Origin of the sequence: Catenulispora acidiphila DSM 44928 (genome assembly GCF_000024025.1) — a bacterium.
Lineage (GTDB): Bacteria > Actinomycetota > Actinomycetes > Streptomycetales > Catenulisporaceae > Catenulispora > Catenulispora acidiphila.
Map to the genome: position 1 here is coordinate 976,390 of NC_013131.1, position 15,518 is coordinate 991,907.

Sequence of the window (15,518 nt, forward strand, 5' to 3'; positions counted from 1 at the left end):
ATCCGTTGTCTGTGCTGACCGGGGGCGACTTCCGGCGGCCCGAGCGGGACACTGAACTGACACAGGGGAGATCCGCCTCAGGCACGCGCGACGACAATGGGGGAGCAGTTCAGTGGACGCCAACCGACCCGCTCCGGGACCCGGCGGCTACGGCGGCCTCGGTGCCGGCAGCATCGTGTCGAAGAACATCCAGCCGCTGCTGGAGACCGACCCGCGCCACCTTGGGCCGTACTCGGTGCGCGGGCGCCTGGGCCAGGGCGCGATGGGCAGCGTCTACCTGGGCTTCGCGCCCACCGGCCAAGCCTTCGCGCTGAAGGTGCTCCGCCAGGACTTCGCCTCCGACCGCGACTTCCGCAAACGCTTCACCCGCGAGATCGCCGCGGCGCGCGCGGTCCACTCCCCGTTCGTGAACGCCGTCACCGACGCCGACCCGAACGCGGCCACGCCCTGGCTGGCGTCCTACTTCATCCCCGGCCCGCCGCTGAGCGCCGCGGTGCAGCTGGCAGGGCCCTTCTCCCCCCGCTCCGTGGCGCACCTCGGCGTCGGCATCGGACTGGCCCTGCAGGCGATCCACACCGCGGGCATCGTCCACCGCGACCTGAAGCCGGCCAACGTCCTGGTCGCCTCCGACGGCCCGCGCGTCATCGACTTCGGCATAGCCCGCGCCGAGGACGCCAGCATGCTGACAGCCACCGGCATGCGCCTGGGCACCCCCAGCTTCATGGCCCCGGAACAGGTGGCGGGCATCGAGGTCGAGGCACCGGCCGACGTCTGGGCCGTCGGCGGCATGCTCATCTACGCGGCCACCGGCCGCACCCCCTTCGGCAACGGCGACGCCATGGCCATCCTCTACCGCGTCGAGAACCACGCCCCGGACCTCCAAGGCCTCGAACCAGCCCTGGCCCACATAGCCACCCGCTGCCTGACCAAGGACCCCACCGCCCGCCCCACCCCGGCCCAACTCGTCGACATGTGCCGCGCCGCCCTCACCACAGGCCTGGCCGGACACCCAGCCCTCCGAGGCTCCGACGTCACCGGCTGGCTCCCCTCCGCCATCTCCCGCGACCTGGCCGCCCGCGCAGTGGAACTCGCGAACATCGGCCACCCACCGCCGACACCCGCGCCCCCACCCACCACAGACCCAACCACCGACCCCGCAGGCAAACCCAGCGGCCTCGGAGGCTTCTTACGACGCAAAGCCGGAGGCCAGGCACCCCAAGCCACCTCCACAACGGGGGCGCCCCACACCGGGCAGCCCAACAGTCGACACAGTCAGGGGACTGCAATGGGTGGCGGGCAGGATCAGTACGGTCAGCCGAACAACCAGACCGGCGGCGGACAGTACGGCCAACAGCCCTACGACCCCCAGCCCTACGACCCCCAGCCCTACGGCGACCAGCCCTACGGCGACCAGCAGGACCCGAACAACACAGCCAGCGACCAGCCCGGGCAGCAGCAGCCTCCCACGCAGTACGGCCAGCAGCCTGGTCAGCAGCCTGGCCAGTACGGTCGGCAGCCCGGCCAGTACGCCCAGCAGCCCGCACCAGCGTGGGGACCCTCCGGCCCATCCGGCAGCGACGTCCCCACCATCATCACGCCCCCCCAAACCCCAGCACCGGAACCCCAAGGCCCAGCCTGGCGCGCGGCAACCACCCCCCCACACCCCACCAACCCCCGAACCAGAACCCGCAGGCCTAGCCGGCCTCCCCGCAGGCTTCACCCCCATAGGCGAGGAAGCACGCCGCCTCGCCGAAGCAGCCGACTCCACCGGCACGCCCGAAAGCAGCTTCGGTCAGCGGCCTGCGAGCGGCGGTTTCGGCCAGCAGTCAGCGACTGGTGGTCAGCCCTCTTTCGGCGGCTCCGGTCAGCAGCCCTCGGCTGGCAGTCAGTCTGCTTCCGGCACGTTCGGTCAGCAGCCCTCGGCTGGCAGTCAGTCTGCTTCCGGCACGTTCGGTCAGCAGCCCTCGGCTGGCAGTCAGTCTGCTTTCGGCGCATTCGGTCAGCAGCCCTCGGCTGGCAGTCAGTCTGCTTTCGGCGCATTCGGTCAGCAGCCCTCGGCTGGCAGTCAGTCTGCTTCCGGTGCGTTCGGTCAGCAGCCCTCGACCGGCAGCCAGCCTGCTTCCGGCAGCTTCGGCCAGCAGCCGGCCACCGGCAGCCAGCCCGTTCCCGGCGGTTTCGGCCAGCCACCGGCGGCTGGTAGTCAGCCTGCATCCGGCGCCTTCGGTCAGCAGCCTCAGACCGACAGCCAGTCTTCTTTCGGCGGCTTCGGTCAGCAGTCGGCGAGCGATGCTCCTGCATTCGGTCAGCAGCAGCTGACCGGCAGCCAGTCTTCCGGCAGTTTCGGCCAGCCCCCCGCAGCCGACAGCCAGTCTTCTTCTGGCGCCTTCGGCCAGCAGCCCTCGGCTGGCAGCCAGTCTGCATCCGGCGCGTTCGGTCAGCAGCCCTCGACCGGCGCCCCTGCCTTCAACCAGGCATCTTCCGGCACCTTCGGCCAGCCGACTGCGAGCCCTTCCCCGCAGCCTGCCCCCGCGCCCGAGGCCTCTGCCCCGCCCCAGCCCGCCAACGCGGCCATCCCCCAGATCGCGGAGCCCACTTTCGCGACCAACTTCAACATTCCCGCCGTCACCCCGCAGCCCGAGGCCAGCTCCGCGCCCTCGGCACCGGCGCCGGCGGCCGCACCCTCGGTTCCGATCCCGCAGATCGCCGAGCCCACCTTCGCGACCAACTTCAACATCCCGGTCGTGACCCCGCAGTCCAGCGGTGCGGACTCCGACGCGCCCGCGGCGCCGCCCCGCGGCATCACCGTTCCGCAGATCGCCGAGCCGACCTTCGCGACCAACTTCAACATCCCCGTGGTCTCCGCGAACGCCGACGACAGCGATGCCGACGCACCCGCCGGCCGCACCGGCCCTCCCGTCGTCAGCGTCCCCTCGATCGCCGAGCCCGGATGGGTGACCGGCTTCATGCCTGCCGTCACCGCAGAGCCCCCGGCCCAGGACGAGCCCGAACCAGCCGCCAAGCCGATCACCCACGCCCCGCCGATCCCGCCGCACCTCCAGCAGCCGATGACGCCGCCCAAGGGCTTCGGCTCCCCCTCGAGCGCATCGAACCCTCAGCCGCAGCAGCAGGCTCAGGCGCCGTACGGAGCATCTCAGCCCTCGACGCCGCCCCAGTCGCCCTTCGCGCCGCCGCAGGACCAAGGCCAGTACCAAGGTCAGGGCCAGTACCAAGGCCAGTACCAAGGCCAGGGCCAGAACCAGCCCCAGCAGCCCTACGTCGCCCAGCCTCAGCCCCCTTACGCCCAGCAGCAGCCCCCAGCACCCCAGCCCCAGCAGGGCTACCAGCAGCCCCAGCAGGGCTACCAGCAACAGGGTTTCCAGCAGCAGGGCTACCAGCAACAGCCCCAGCCCGCCCCCCAGCAGGCCTACCAGCAACAACCCCCACAACAGCAGTGGGGTCAGCCCCAGCCCCCGCAGCAACAATGGGGCCAGCCGCAACCCCCGCACGCCCCCCAGCAGCCCTCGTACAACAACCCCGCCTACCAGCAGCCGCCCCAGCCCACCCCCCACCACGCCGGCAGCTTCCAGCAAGCCAGCACCCCGCACCAGGGCGCGACTCCTCACCAGGGCACGCCCCACCAAGGCGCCGCCCCCAACCAACCCCCCACCCCCCGCCAAGACCACGTCCCCCAAGCCGGCGGCCTCACCATCGTCCCCCTCCCGCCCTCGATGGAGTCCCCCTACGGCGTCCCCGAACGCCCCCACGGCCACGCCCCCACCCTTGTCGACACCGGCCGCGGCAAGGGCTGGTCCTCCTGGTCCAGCAGCAAGCGCATCGTCGTCCTGGCCATCGCGGGCATCGTGGTCGTCGGCGGCATCGTCGCCGCCATCCTGGCGATGTCCGGCGGCAGCAAGTCCAAGTCCGGCGCCCCCGCGTCCCCGGGCGTCAACGCCGCCCACACCACCACCGTCTCCTCGCAGATCTCGACCACCGCCGCGGCCTCCGGCCCGATCGCCGCGCAGAAAGGCGCCCCCGGCGCGCGCGACGTCGTCCTGCGCGGACGCCAGGTGACCGACATCAAGCCCGGCTCAGCCGCGAGCACCATGACGGTCACCGTCAACGACCCGCCCCCCGCCGGCGGCGGCAGCACCCGCGCCTTCACCGTGGTCTGGCAGGACACCCACTGGCTGCTCGAAGCGGCCAACGCCTGATCGCCTCCCAGCGCCGACATCCGTGCCGATATCCGTGCCCACCTCCGCACCGGCATCCGCCCCCACACCTGTCCAGACATCCGTCCTCCCGTCCACTGGACGGCGCCGTGCTCAACGCGAAGCGGCCGGACCACTAACCTGTCCTTCATGACAGGGCATGGACCGGCCGTCGCAGCGGTCGGAAACACGGCGGGCACAGGGAGTAACGGTTCGTACTTCAGCGCCTACTCCGTGGTCGGAATCCTCCTGCTCCTGGGAGTGGCGTTCGTGGCGACCGCTTTTGGCGCCAACCGCTTGTTACGTCCCCACGCGCCGAGCCCCGAGAAGCTCCTCACGTATGAGTGCGGCGTGGACCCGGTCGGCGAGGGGTGGGCCCATACACAGGTCCGCTATTACGTATATGCGTTCCTCTACGCCATCTTCGCTGTAGACGCCGTATATCTGTTCCCCTGGGCGACCATCTTCGCGGCGCCCGGCTTCAAGGGCACGACGCTCGTGGAGATGTTCGTCTTCCTCGGCTTCCTGGCGGTCGGCTTGCTGTACGCCTACAAGAAGGGTGTGCTCGCATGGCTGTAGACCTCCCCGTCCCGCGCGTAGGCGCTCCTGGGCAGTCCTCTCTAGAGGGAGCCGGCACAGGCGCCTCCTTAGGGCTCCTCAACAGTGCCGCGCCCGCGCCGATGCGTGTCGTCCTCAACTGGGGACGCCGCTACTCCCTATGGGTCTTCAACTTCGGCCTGGCCTGCTGCGCGATCGAGTTCATCGCGACCTCCATGGCCCGCCACGACTTCATCCGTCTGGGCGTCATCCCCTTCGCGCCGGGACCCCGCCAGGCCGACCTGATGGTCGTGTCCGGCACGGTCTCGGACAAGATGGCGCCAGCCGTGAAGCGTTTGTATGACCAGATGCCCGAGCCGAAGTACGTGATCTCCTTCGGCTCCTGCTCCAACTGCGGCGGTCCGTACTGGGACTCCTACTGCGTCACCAAGGGCGTCGACCAAGTCATCCCCGTGGACGTCTACGTCCCGGGCTGCCCGCCCCGTCCTGAAGCTCTGCTTCAAGGAATCATTAAGCTCCAGGAAAAGATCGCGGCGGAAGACCTCCGGGCGCGCTACAGCGGACGCGATCCGCGTCACGCTCCGCGGCTCCCCTTTATGCGTCGTGCCCCTAAGCATCTCTCTACTACGTCTACAGGCGCGACCGGCGCTAAGGGTTCCGCCCAAGGCGTCGCCGACACCAAGACCATCGCGGACATCCTCGCCACGGCGCAGGCTCCGGTCTCCCTCCTCCCACCCCGCGAGGACGCCCCGACGGTCCTGCTGCCGATCGTGGAGAAGCCGAAGCCGCCGAAGCTGTTCTACCGGCGCTACCCCAAGGAGCTGCGGCGCTCCCGCGACATCGGTCTCAACATCCTCAACCAGAAGCCGGACGTCGACGATGACTGAGACCGAGACCTGGGACGACGTCCAGGAGACCTTCGGCGAACGGACCGTCACCGTCGCCTCCGGCGACTGGCTGGCCACCCTGGAGCGGGCGCACGGACTGGGCTACACCTTCTTCGACTGGCTGACCGCGGTCGACGAGGAGGCCGCCGGGTTCGACGTCTTCGCGCACGTCGCCAAGATCGTGGGCGACGAGCGGGCCACGCGGCTGCTGATCAGGACCCGCATCCCGAAGGACAAGCCCGAGCTGCCCTCGGCCGTGCCCATCTACCGGGGCGCGAACTGGCACGAGCGCGAGACGTTCGAGATGTTCGGCATCACGTTCGCCAACCACCCGAACCTGATCCCGCTCCTGCTGCCCGACGGCTTCGACGGCCATCCGCTGCGCAAGGACTTCGTCCTGGCCGCGCGGGTCGCCAAGGAGTGGCCCGGCGTCAAGGAGCCGGGGGAGGGCGGGCCCGCGCACGCCGCACCCGCCGGACGCGCGACCCGTCGCCGGATGGTTCCGCCCGGCGTTCCCGACGGCTGGCTGAAGCCCCTCTCGGACCAGCCGGAGGAGGCTCCCGCGGCCGACGCCTCTGACCCCTCCGCGCCGACCGACCCGGGAACCTCGCAGCCACAGGAAGGCGGAGCATGACCGTCACGGACGCCGTCGTCCGCCTGGCCATCATCCTGGGGTTCTTCCTCGTCGTGCCGCTGGTGGTGGGCCAGATGGAACACAAGGCCATGGCACACATGCAGTCGCGCGTGGGCCCGATGTACGCCGGCGCCTTCCACGGCTGGGCGCAGCTCGTCGCCGACGGCGTGAAGTTCGCGCAGAAGGAGGACGTGGTCCCGGCCGCCGCCGACCGTCGCGTGTTCCAGCTGGCGCCGGCCGTCGCGCTGATCCCGTACCTGGTGGTGCTGGTCGCGATCCCGATCGGGCCGGGCACGCAGGTCGGGCGCGACCTGGACGCCGGGCTGTTCTTCGTGCTGGCGGTGATGGGCGTCGGCGTGCTGGGCTCGCTGATGGCCGGCTGGGCCAGCGCCAACAAGTACTCGCTGCTCGGCGGCATCCGCAGCGCGGCGCAGCTGATGGCCTACGAGCTGCCGATGATCCTGGCCGCGTCCTCGGTGGCGATGGCCGCCGGCACGCTGTCGCTGACCGGCATCGCCGTGGCCTGGCACTGGTACTGGCTGCCCTGGCAGCTGATGGGCCTGTTCGTGTTCTTCGTCTCGGGCCTGGCCGAACTCCAGCGCCCGCCCTTCGACATGCCGGTGGCCGACTCCGAGATCATCTTCGGCGCCTACACCGAGTACACCGGCATCCGCTTCGCCCTGTTCCTGCTGGCCGAGTACGCCGGCATCGTGGTCCTGTCCCTGCTGACCACGGTGCTGTACCTCGGCGGCTGGAAGGGCCCGTTCTACCTCGGCCTCGGCGCCGCCGGCTTCGGCTGGTTCTGGACCCTGGCCAAGACCCTGGTGCTGGCCTTCCTGGTGATCTGGCTCCGCGTGAGCTACCCCCGCCTGCGCGAGGACCAGCTGCAGAAACTGGCGTGGACGACCCTGATCCCGCTGGCGTTGGCGCAGATCGCGCTGACCGGAATCCTGAAGGTGGTCTGATGGCCGCGGACAAGACAGGCGCAGAACAGCGCGGCGCGGACAAGACCGCCGACAAGGCCGGCGCCCCCAAAACCAGCGCCCCCACAACCAGCGCCGACAAACGCGGCCTCCCCGGCGCCGGCCTGGCCAAGGGCCTGGCCACGACCCTGAAGACGATGACCCACCGCTCGGTCACCGCGCAGTACCCGGACGTGAAGCCGGAGCTCCCCCCGCGCTCCCGAGGCGTCATCGCCCTGCTCGAGGAGAACTGCACCTCCTGCATGCTCTGCGCCCGCGAATGTCCCGACTGGTGCATCTACATCGACTCCCACAAGGAAGTCGTCCCAGCGACAGAGCCAGGCCAACGCGACCGCACCCGCAACGTCCTCGACCGCTTCGCGATCGACTACAGCCTGTGCATGTACTGCGGCATCTGCATCGAAGCCTGCCCCTTCGACGCCCTCTTCTGGTCCCCCGAATTCGAATACGCCGAATTCGACATCGTCGACCTCCTCCACGAAAAGGACCGCCTCCGCGACTGGATGTGGACCGTCCCCCCACCCCCACCCCACGCCCCGAACGCAGAGCCCCCCAAGGAAATCGCCGCAGCCCAGAAAGCCGTCGAAAAGCAAGCCGCCGCCGAAGCCAAGGCCGCCGCAGAACGCGCAGCCGCAGCCGCGACCCCACCCCCACCCGTCGAAGGCGGCACACCCAAGCAGCCCGAAGCCGACACGACGGAGATCCCCAAGATCACCGCCACCGACCCGCCGCCCCGCGACGCACTGAACGACACGGCCGAAATCCCCGTCGTCGAGACGCAGGCTCCGACGCAGCCGCTGCCTCCCGTGCCCCCCACGACCGAGTCGAAGTCGACGCAGGCTCCAACGCAACCGCTGCCCCACGTGACCCCCTCGGCCGAGTCGAAGCTGACGCAGGCTCCGACGCAGCCGCTCCCTCACGTGACCCCTGCGGCCGAGTCGAACCTTTCGCCAGGGCTGATCGCTGAGATCGCGGCGGCCAAGGCTGCTGCCGAAGTCGCGCCGGAAGCTGTCACCGAGGCGCCGACCGAGCCCGAGCCGGAAGCTGTCGTCGAGCCTGCTGCCGAAGCACCGACTCCGGTCGAGCCGGAAGCTGCTGCCGAGCCAGAGGTCCAGTCAGCCGCGACCGCCGAGCCCGCTGCCGAAGCCGCAACCGAGGCTCCGCTCGAGCCCGAAGCCACAGCCGCGCCCGTCGCGACCGATAAGCCTGCTGCCGAACCCGCAGCGGAACCTGCGACCGCCGAGCTCGCCGCCGAGCCAGAGGTCCAGGCCGCCCCCACCGAGCCCACCACTCCCGAGTCCACCACCGACTCAGCATCCGGCGACTCCGACTCCGACTCTGACCCCGCCCCCAAGCCGACACCCCGCCGCCCCCGCAAAACCGCAGCCGCCAAGACCACCACCTCCAAAACCGCAGCCTCCAAAACCGCCGCCGCGAAAAAGGCCGCAGCCGCCAAAACCACCACCCCCAAGCCCAAGCGCCCCCGCAAAACCGCCGCCCCCACCGACCAGCCGCCCGCGCCCCCGCAGCCCGAGTCCCCCGAGAACGGCTCCGACTCCCCGGAGGCCGCCGGATGACCACCACCCGCGCCCTCAGCTCCACCACCGGCGTCGAGATCACCTTCGTCCTGGTCGGCCTCCTCACCTTCGGCGCCGCCGTCCTGACCGTGACCGTGCGCAACCTCGTGCACGCCGCGCTCTGGCTCGTCGTCGCCCTCGGCGGCCTCGCCGGCTGCTACCTCCTGCTCGCTGCCGAGTTCGTCGCCTGGGTGCAGGTGCTGATCTACGTCGGCGCCGTCGCCGTCCTCCTGCTCTTCGGCCTGATGCTGACGCGCGCACCGATCGGCCGCACCACCGAGCTGGACTCCGGCAACCGCTGGGCCGCGGCAGTCGTCGGGCTGGCAACGGCCGGCGTGCTGGTCACCGTCATCGGCGACGCCGTCCGCACCACCTGGTTCGACCCGCGCCGAAACGTCGTCAACGGCACGGCCAAGGCAGTCGGCTCCAGCCTGTTCCGCTACTGGGTCCTGCCCTTCGAGCTGCTGTCGGTGCTCCTGCTCGCCGCGTTGGTCGGCGCGATCGTCCTGTCCCGGCGCGACGTGTCCGCCGACGCCGAAGGCGCTCCCGCCACCCCACCCCGAGCGACGGAGGCAGAGGCCTGACATGCACGCCATCTACCCCCTCACCCTCGCCGCCCTCCTGTTCGCGGTCGGCGTCTACGGCGTCCTGGCCCGCCGCAACGCGGTAGCCGTCCTCATGGCGATCGAGCTCCTCCTCAACGCCGCCAACCTGAACCTCGTCACCTTCTCCAGCCTCCTGCGCGACCAGTACGGCATGGGCCAGGTCTTCACCATCTTCCTGATCACCGTCGCGGCCGCCGAGACCGGCCTGGGCCTGGCGATCGTCCTGCTGCTCTACCGCAACCGCGGCAGCGCGGCCATCGACGACGCCCGCGAGCTCGGCGAGGACGGCGCCCTCGGCCTCAAGCGCGTCCCGGCGCAGGCCGACGGCGAAAAAGAGAGCACCGCGACCACCGCCCCAGCACCCAAGGCGGTGACCAAATGAGCACCCTCGCCCTCTGGATCCCCCTGCTCCCCCTGCTCTCCGCCGCGGCCCTCGCGGCGGTCTCGCTGTCCGGCCGCGCCCGCGCGACCGTCCCGGCCCTGGCCGTCCTCCCGATCGCCGCCGCGGCCGTCCTCACCCTCGTCGTCCTGTTCGGCCACGGGACCTCCGCCGCCACCGAGTCCCGCATCCGCTACGCCGCGACCGGCGGACCCGAGCTCTGGCTCGGCGCCCGCGTCGACGGCCTGGCGGCCCTGATCGCGGTCCTGGTCGGCGTCGTCGCCACCGCGGTCCAGCTCTACTCGGTCAGCTACATGGCCCACGAGGAGCGCTACACCTCCTACTCCGCCCTGATCTCGCTGTTCACGGCGGCGATGCTGGTCGTCGTCTACTCCACCGACCTGCTCGTCCTGCTCGTCGGCTGGGAGGTCATGGGCGCCTGCTCCTACTTCCTCATCGGTCACCACTGGGACCGCCCCGAAGCCCGCAGCGCCAGCATCAAAGCGTTCCTGGTCACCAAGCTCGGCGACGCCCCCTTCCTGCTGGGCATCCTGTTCCTGGCGCACGGCGCGGGCACCTTCCGCGTCCAGCCGATCCTCCAACACGCGATCGCCCAAGGCGGCCACGGCTACACCGCCGCCGGCGCGATCCTGCTGATCGGCGGCGTGATGGGCAAGAGCGCCCAGATCCCGCTCCAGACCTGGCTCCCGGACGCGATGGCCGGCCCGACCCCCATCAGTGCCCTGATCCACGCCGCGACCATGGTCGCCGCCGGCGTCTACGTCGTCGCGCGCCTCTACCCGGTGTTCCTGGTGACGCCGGCCGCCTTGTGGATCCTCGCGATCGCCGCCGCCCTCACCGCCGTGACCGCCGCACTGTCGGCGTTCGCCCAACGCGACCTCAAGCGCATCCTCGCCTACTCCACAGTCAGCCAACTCGCGCTGATGGTCGCGGCGCTCGCCGCCGGCGGCCGGGACGCGGCGGTCTTCCACCTGATGTCCCACGGCGGATTCAAAGCCCTGCTGTTCCTCGGCGCCGGCGTGATCATCCACAAGGCCGGAACCGGCGACGTCGACGAGCTCAACACCCAAGCCCTGCACCGCAAACTCCCGGTCACGTTCATCACCATGACGATCGGTCTGGCGGCGCTGGCCGGTGTCCCGCCCTTCTCAGGGTTCTTCTCCAAGGAGTCGATCGCCGGCGTGGCCTTCGACACCGCGACGCATACCGGCCCGACGAAATCCCTGCTCGGCATCACGCCGCCAGCAGGTATCGGCTGGCTGGTCTTCGTCGCCACCCTCCTGACCGGTTTCCTCACCGCCGCCTACGCTCTGCGCACCTGGCTGATGCTCTTCGGACCGCTGGAACGCGGCCGGTTCCGCTCGGCCGTGGAGATGTCGCAGCGCCAGCCGCAGACGGCGCCCCAGACCCCGGCGCCCTCGAGCGAACCCGAGACCGAGACCCCGACCGCCGCCGAGGTCGCCGCAGCCAGCGAATGGGCTCTGGAGGCGCTCGTCGCGGAATCGATCCGCGAGGAAGCCGCGACGACTGCGACGACTGCGACGGCCGAGACGACCGGGGCGACCGCCGCCGCCGAAAAGGTTGCGCCGAAAGCGAAAACCGGTCCCGAGGCACCACGCGCCGAACTCCTCCCTCTGGTCGTCCTGGCAGCGATCACCACCGTGTTCGGCTTCGTCGGTTTGAACCGCGGGTGGTTCCCGTCATGGCTCGGCGACGCCGACGGCAACGCCTACTGCGCCTCGGCAGCCAGCGCCGGCAAGCTGATCCAGCCCGCCGACGCCTACCACCTGGCGCCCGCGCTGCTCTCAACGATCTTGGCGTTGGTCGCCCTGGCGCTTGGTCTCGGAGTGGTCTTCGCAGCCGCCCGCGCCAAGCCGGGCACGGATCCCAACCACGTCCTCGGCTTCCTGCGCAAACCAGCCTTCCTCGGCTTCCGCGCCGACGACCTCCAGGACGCCGTCGCCGTCCGTCCGGTGCAAGCCGCCGCGGACGCCGTCGCCTTCCTCGACACCGAAGTCGTGGACGCCTACGTCCGGGGGAGCGGGCACGCGGCCCGGCTGCTCGGCGAGGGTCTGCGGCGCGTCCAGACCGGCAACGTCCAGCTCTACCTGACCGGGGTGCTGACCGGAGTCGTCGTCATCGCCGCCGTCCTCGGATTCGGAAGGTAGGGAAGCGATGAACGCCCTTCTGCTGGCGATGCTGCTGGTCCCGGTGGCCGGTATCGCAGTGCTCTACCTTCTTCCGTCGGCCGTCGCCGAGCGCTCGGCGACCCGCGTCGGGTTCTACGCCGGCGGCGCCGTGCTGGTGCTCGCCGCCGCGCTCGCCTGCGTCTTCAAGTACTCGAAGACCGGGTACCAGGGGACGGTCGACTGGAACTGGATTTCGGCGCTGCACATCAGGTTCCACCTCGGCGTCGACGGCATCTCGCTGCCGCTGATCCTGCTCACCGCGCTGCTGTCGGCGCTGTGTTTCTTCTACTCGATCCGGCACATGCCGGACGGTGGAAGTCAGAGGTCTTACACGGCGCTGCTGCTGCTCCTCGAGATCGGCATGCTGGGGACCTTCATGGCCGCCGATCTGATCCTGTTCTTCGTCTTCTTCGAGATCGTGCTGCTGCCGATGTGGGCGTTGATCGCCTACTGGGGCAGTGAGAACGCGAAGGCGGCGGCGAACAAGTTCATCCTGTACACGCTGCTCGGCTCGGCGGTGATGGTCGTCGGGTTCCTGGTGGTCTTCGCCTACGCCGACAGTTTCGACATGGCGTGGCTCACCGCGCACGCGCGCGGCGACATCCCGAAGGGCGCCGCGCTGACGGCTTTCGCCTTGATCGCGCTCGGATTCGCCGTCAAGACGCCGATGTTCCCGCTGCACACCTGGCTGCCCGACGCCCACACCGCGGCGCCGACGACCGGATCGGTGCTGCTGGCCGGCGTCCTGCTGAAGATGGGGACGTACGGCTTCGTGCGCATCGCCGTGCCGATCCTGCCGCAGGCCGCGCCGACTTACGCTCCGGCGCTGGCGGCGTTCGGCGTCGTGGGCGTCATCTACGGATCGCTCGCCTGCCTGTCGATCGCGCGCAAGCCCGACGGGGACCTGAAGCGGCTCATCGCGTACTCCTCGATCGGCCACATGGGCTTTGTCCTGCTCGGGATCGGCTCGCTGACCACCGTCGGCATGAACGCCGCGCTGTTCGCCTCGGTCGCCCACGGTCTGATCACCGGGTTGCTGTTCTTCCTGGTCGGCGGCCTCAAGGTGCGGGTGCACTCGGCGAAGCTCGACGACATCGGGCGGGCTCTGTACCGGCGCGCTCCGAAGTACGGCGTGCTGATCGCCTTCGCTGCCATGGCATCGCTCGGGCTGCCGGGGCTCGCCGGGTTCTGGGGCGAGGTGCTGGCGTTGTTCTCGGCGACCAAGCCGGGGATCGGGCTGACGCAGAGTTCTTATATCGCCATGGCTGCCGTCGCGGCGCTCGGACTCGTGCTGACGGCGACGTACCTGCTGGCTGTGGTGCGCCGGGTGTGCATGGGCCCGGCCGCGACGCCGAGCGAGGAGCCGGTGACCGAGCTGACCGCGGTGGAGACCGCGACGTGGACGCCGCTGGTTCTGCTGACGCTGCTCGCCGGACTGTGGCCGGCGTTGTTGTTGGGCATCACCAATCCCGCTGTCCGTGTCCTGATGAAGGGAGTCTGACGTGACGATCTCCTCCCTCGTCCAGAACGTCTCGTACGCGCAGATCGCCGCGCCGCTCATCGTCGCCGCGGGCGCCGTGGCGGTCCTGGTGGCCGAGGTCTTCCTGCCGCCGCGCCGCAAGCAGCTGGTGTCCTGGCTCTCGCTGGTGGTGCTGGCCGGCGCGCTGGCTCCGGACATCGCCCTGTGGCCGGGCCGCACCCGGGGCACGTTCTGTATGCCGCAGAGCGCCGCCGGGCTGTATTCGCTCGGCGTCGGCGAGCCGCACGGGATGCCGAGTACGTGCTCTTATATCGCGGACCGGTTCACGCTCATCTTCCAGTTCGTCGCCCTCGCAGGCGCGTTCATCGTGGTCCTGATGTCCGTCTCCTCGATGAAGCGGGACCGGATTCCGACGGGGGAGTACCACTTCCTGCTGCTGTCCTCGGTCGCGGGCGTCCTGGTCTTGGCGGCCTCGCGCGACCTGATCACGCTGACGATCGCGCTGGAAACCGTGTCGCTGCCGGCGTTCGCGCTAGTCGGATTGAAGCGCTGGAGCGGGAAGTCGTCCGAGGCGGCGCTGAAGTTCTTCCTGGTCTCGGTCGCCTCGACGGCCGTGATGCTGTTCGGCATCAGCCTGGTCTACGGAGCCACCGGAAACGTGCACTTCGGACCGGTCGCCCTGCACCTGAATGCCTTGTCCGGCGGGCCAATCCGCCACCTTGCCTACCTCGGCGTCGGCCTGACCCTCGTCGGCTTCGGGTTCAAGGTCTCGGCCGTCCCCTTCCACTTCTGGACGCCGGACACCTATGCCGGCGCACCAGTCCCCATCGCGGCCTACCTGTCGGTGGTCTCCAAGGCAGCGGGCTTCGCCGGCCTGATCCTGTTGACCGGCACCGCTTTCAGCCCGCTGCTGAACAAGACCGGCCCACTCCTGGCGGTCCTGGCGGCCCTGACCATGTCGCTCGGCAACCTGGTGGCCCTGCGCCAACGCGACGCGGTACGGCTGCTCGCCTGGTCCACCATCGGCCAAGCCGGCTACATCATGGTCCCCCTAGCAGCGCACGACCAGCTCTCCTACACCAAGCACATCAACGCCTCAATCGCCTACATCATCATGTACGCCGCCATGAACCTCGGCGCCTTCGCCGTAGTGCACTCAGTCCACCCCGGCACCCTCGACGCCTACCGAGGCCTGGCAAAAACCCGCCCCCTAGCCTCCGCAGCCCTAGCCTTCTTCCTCCTCTGCCTAGCCGGCCTCCCCCCAGGCCTCATGGGCCTGTTCGCCAAGGTGGCAGTCTTCGGCGCCGCAGCCGGCTCCCACCTCATCTGGCTGGCAGTAGTGATGGCCGTCAACGTAGTCATCGCCCTCTACTACTACCTAGCCTGGACCGCCCGCCTCTTCGCCACCCCCACCACAGCAACCGCCGCAATCGGCCGCTCCCCAGCCACCCTGCGCTTCGCCATCGCCCTGGCAGGACTCGCCGCAGTGGTCTTCTCGGTCTGGCCGCAATCAGCTCTCGGCGCCTTCTAGAAGCTCTTTACGGCTTCGCACACGGTTTGAATGGCCTCGCAGGGGACGCAGTTCGGTGGCGCGTGGCCGGGCTGCGCCGGCGGCCGGCGGTGATGCGCGGAGACGACCGCGCGCGAGTCCGAGTCACTGCGCACGCGTTGCGGCTGGCAGGTGTCGGCCGTCGGGCGCCCCCACGCCCCGCCACTCCCCGCTGCCCTCCACGCGACAACTCCTATCTGGAGCACGTAAAAAATGGCCGCCCGCGTTGTCGCAGCCTTCACCCATCTGGCTCAGGCACCAGCCGAACCCACCCCGCACCAGGCAGCCCGGCCCGAACCAACCCGACCCAGCCCGACTCGAACCAACTCACCCCGCCCTGACCCGCCAGGCACCGGGCAGTCCCGCCCGACTCGAACCGCCCCGACCCGCACCATGCAGCCCGGCCCAGTCCAACTCGCCCCAGCCCGCCCCACACCATGCAGCCCTG

12 protein-coding genes and 1 pseudogene are annotated in these 15,518 nt (G+C 70.1%); 12 read left to right on the forward strand and 1 reads right to left on the reverse strand.

The annotated features are described in order from the left end of the window. Window positions 1-112: 112 nt before the first annotated feature. The gene (locus tag CACI_RS47470; RefSeq protein WP_012785070.1) at window positions 113-2,200 is read left to right on the forward strand and encodes a serine/threonine-protein kinase; all 2,088 of its coding nucleotides are present in this window, start codon (window positions 113-115) and stop codon (window positions 2,198-2,200) included. A 234-nt stretch (window positions 2,201-2,434) separates the two neighbouring features. Here the strand turns inward: CACI_RS47470 and CACI_RS04160 are convergent, their stop codons facing one another. Further along, window positions 2,435-2,734: a hypothetical protein gene (locus tag CACI_RS04160; protein WP_012785071.1), complete on the reverse strand. Its 300-nt coding sequence runs from the start codon at window positions 2,732-2,734 to the stop codon at window positions 2,435-2,437. A 7-nt stretch (window positions 2,735-2,741) separates the two neighbouring features. Here CACI_RS04160 and CACI_RS04165 point away from each other — a divergent pair, with 7 nt between their 5' ends. The 11 genes and pseudogenes from CACI_RS04165 (at window position 2,742) to CACI_RS04215 (ending at window position 15,052) form a co-directional block, all read left to right on the forward strand. Then, a complete protein-coding gene (locus tag CACI_RS04165) occupies window positions 2,742-4,211 on the forward strand; it encodes a hypothetical protein (RefSeq protein WP_012785072.1) in 1,470 nt (489 codons plus the stop codon). Window positions 4,212-4,358: 147 nt separating this feature from the next. Further along, window positions 4,359-4,787 (forward strand): NADH-quinone oxidoreductase subunit A, encoded by a 429-nt coding sequence (locus tag CACI_RS04170; RefSeq protein WP_012785073.1) that lies wholly within the window; start codon window positions 4,359-4,361, stop codon window positions 4,785-4,787. After that, window positions 4,778-5,324: pseudogene (locus tag CACI_RS54050) on the forward strand (NADH-quinone oxidoreductase subunit B); the annotation flags it as partial. The gene CACI_RS04170 and the pseudogene CACI_RS54050, both read left to right, overlap by 10 nt. A gap of 321 nt (window positions 5,325-5,645) precedes the next feature. Beyond that, window positions 5,646-6,287, forward strand: coding sequence for an NADH-quinone oxidoreductase subunit C (locus tag CACI_RS04180; protein ID WP_012785075.1), 642 nt, complete (start codon window positions 5,646-5,648; stop codon window positions 6,285-6,287). Then, window positions 6,284-7,252 (forward strand): complex I subunit 1/NuoH family protein, encoded by a 969-nt coding sequence (locus CACI_RS04185; RefSeq protein WP_012785076.1) that lies wholly within the window; start codon window positions 6,284-6,286, stop codon window positions 7,250-7,252. Before CACI_RS04180 ends, CACI_RS04185 begins: the two co-directional genes overlap by 4 nt. After that, window positions 7,252-8,847, forward strand: coding sequence for a NuoI/complex I 23 kDa subunit family protein (locus tag CACI_RS52030; protein WP_012785077.1), 1,596 nt, complete (start codon window positions 7,252-7,254; stop codon window positions 8,845-8,847). The genes CACI_RS04185 and CACI_RS52030 overlap by 1 nt, the downstream gene beginning before the upstream one ends. Next, window positions 8,844-9,431: an NADH-quinone oxidoreductase subunit J family protein gene (locus tag CACI_RS04195; protein ID WP_012785078.1), complete on the forward strand. Its 588-nt coding sequence runs from the start codon at window positions 8,844-8,846 to the stop codon at window positions 9,429-9,431. Before CACI_RS52030 ends, CACI_RS04195 begins: the two co-directional genes overlap by 4 nt. Window position 9,432: 1 nt before the next feature. After that, complete coding sequence (gene nuoK, locus CACI_RS04200) at window positions 9,433-9,834, forward strand: NADH-quinone oxidoreductase subunit NuoK (RefSeq protein WP_012785079.1); 402 nt, start codon at window positions 9,433-9,435, stop codon at window positions 9,832-9,834. Continuing rightward, window positions 9,831-12,020: an NADH-quinone oxidoreductase subunit 5 family protein gene (locus CACI_RS04205; protein ID WP_012785080.1), complete on the forward strand. Its 2,190-nt coding sequence runs from the start codon at window positions 9,831-9,833 to the stop codon at window positions 12,018-12,020. The genes nuoK and CACI_RS04205 overlap by 4 nt, the downstream gene beginning before the upstream one ends. 7 nt (window positions 12,021-12,027) lie before the next feature. Further along, entirely contained in the window at window positions 12,028-13,542 is a 1,515-nt protein-coding gene (locus CACI_RS04210) for a complex I subunit 4 family protein (protein ID WP_012785081.1), read from the forward strand. A gap of 1 nt (window position 13,543) precedes the next feature. After that, window positions 13,544-15,052 (forward strand): NADH-quinone oxidoreductase subunit N, encoded by a 1,509-nt coding sequence (locus CACI_RS04215; RefSeq protein WP_012785082.1) that lies wholly within the window; start codon window positions 13,544-13,546, stop codon window positions 15,050-15,052. The last annotated feature ends 466 nt before the right edge of the window (window positions 15,053-15,518 follow it).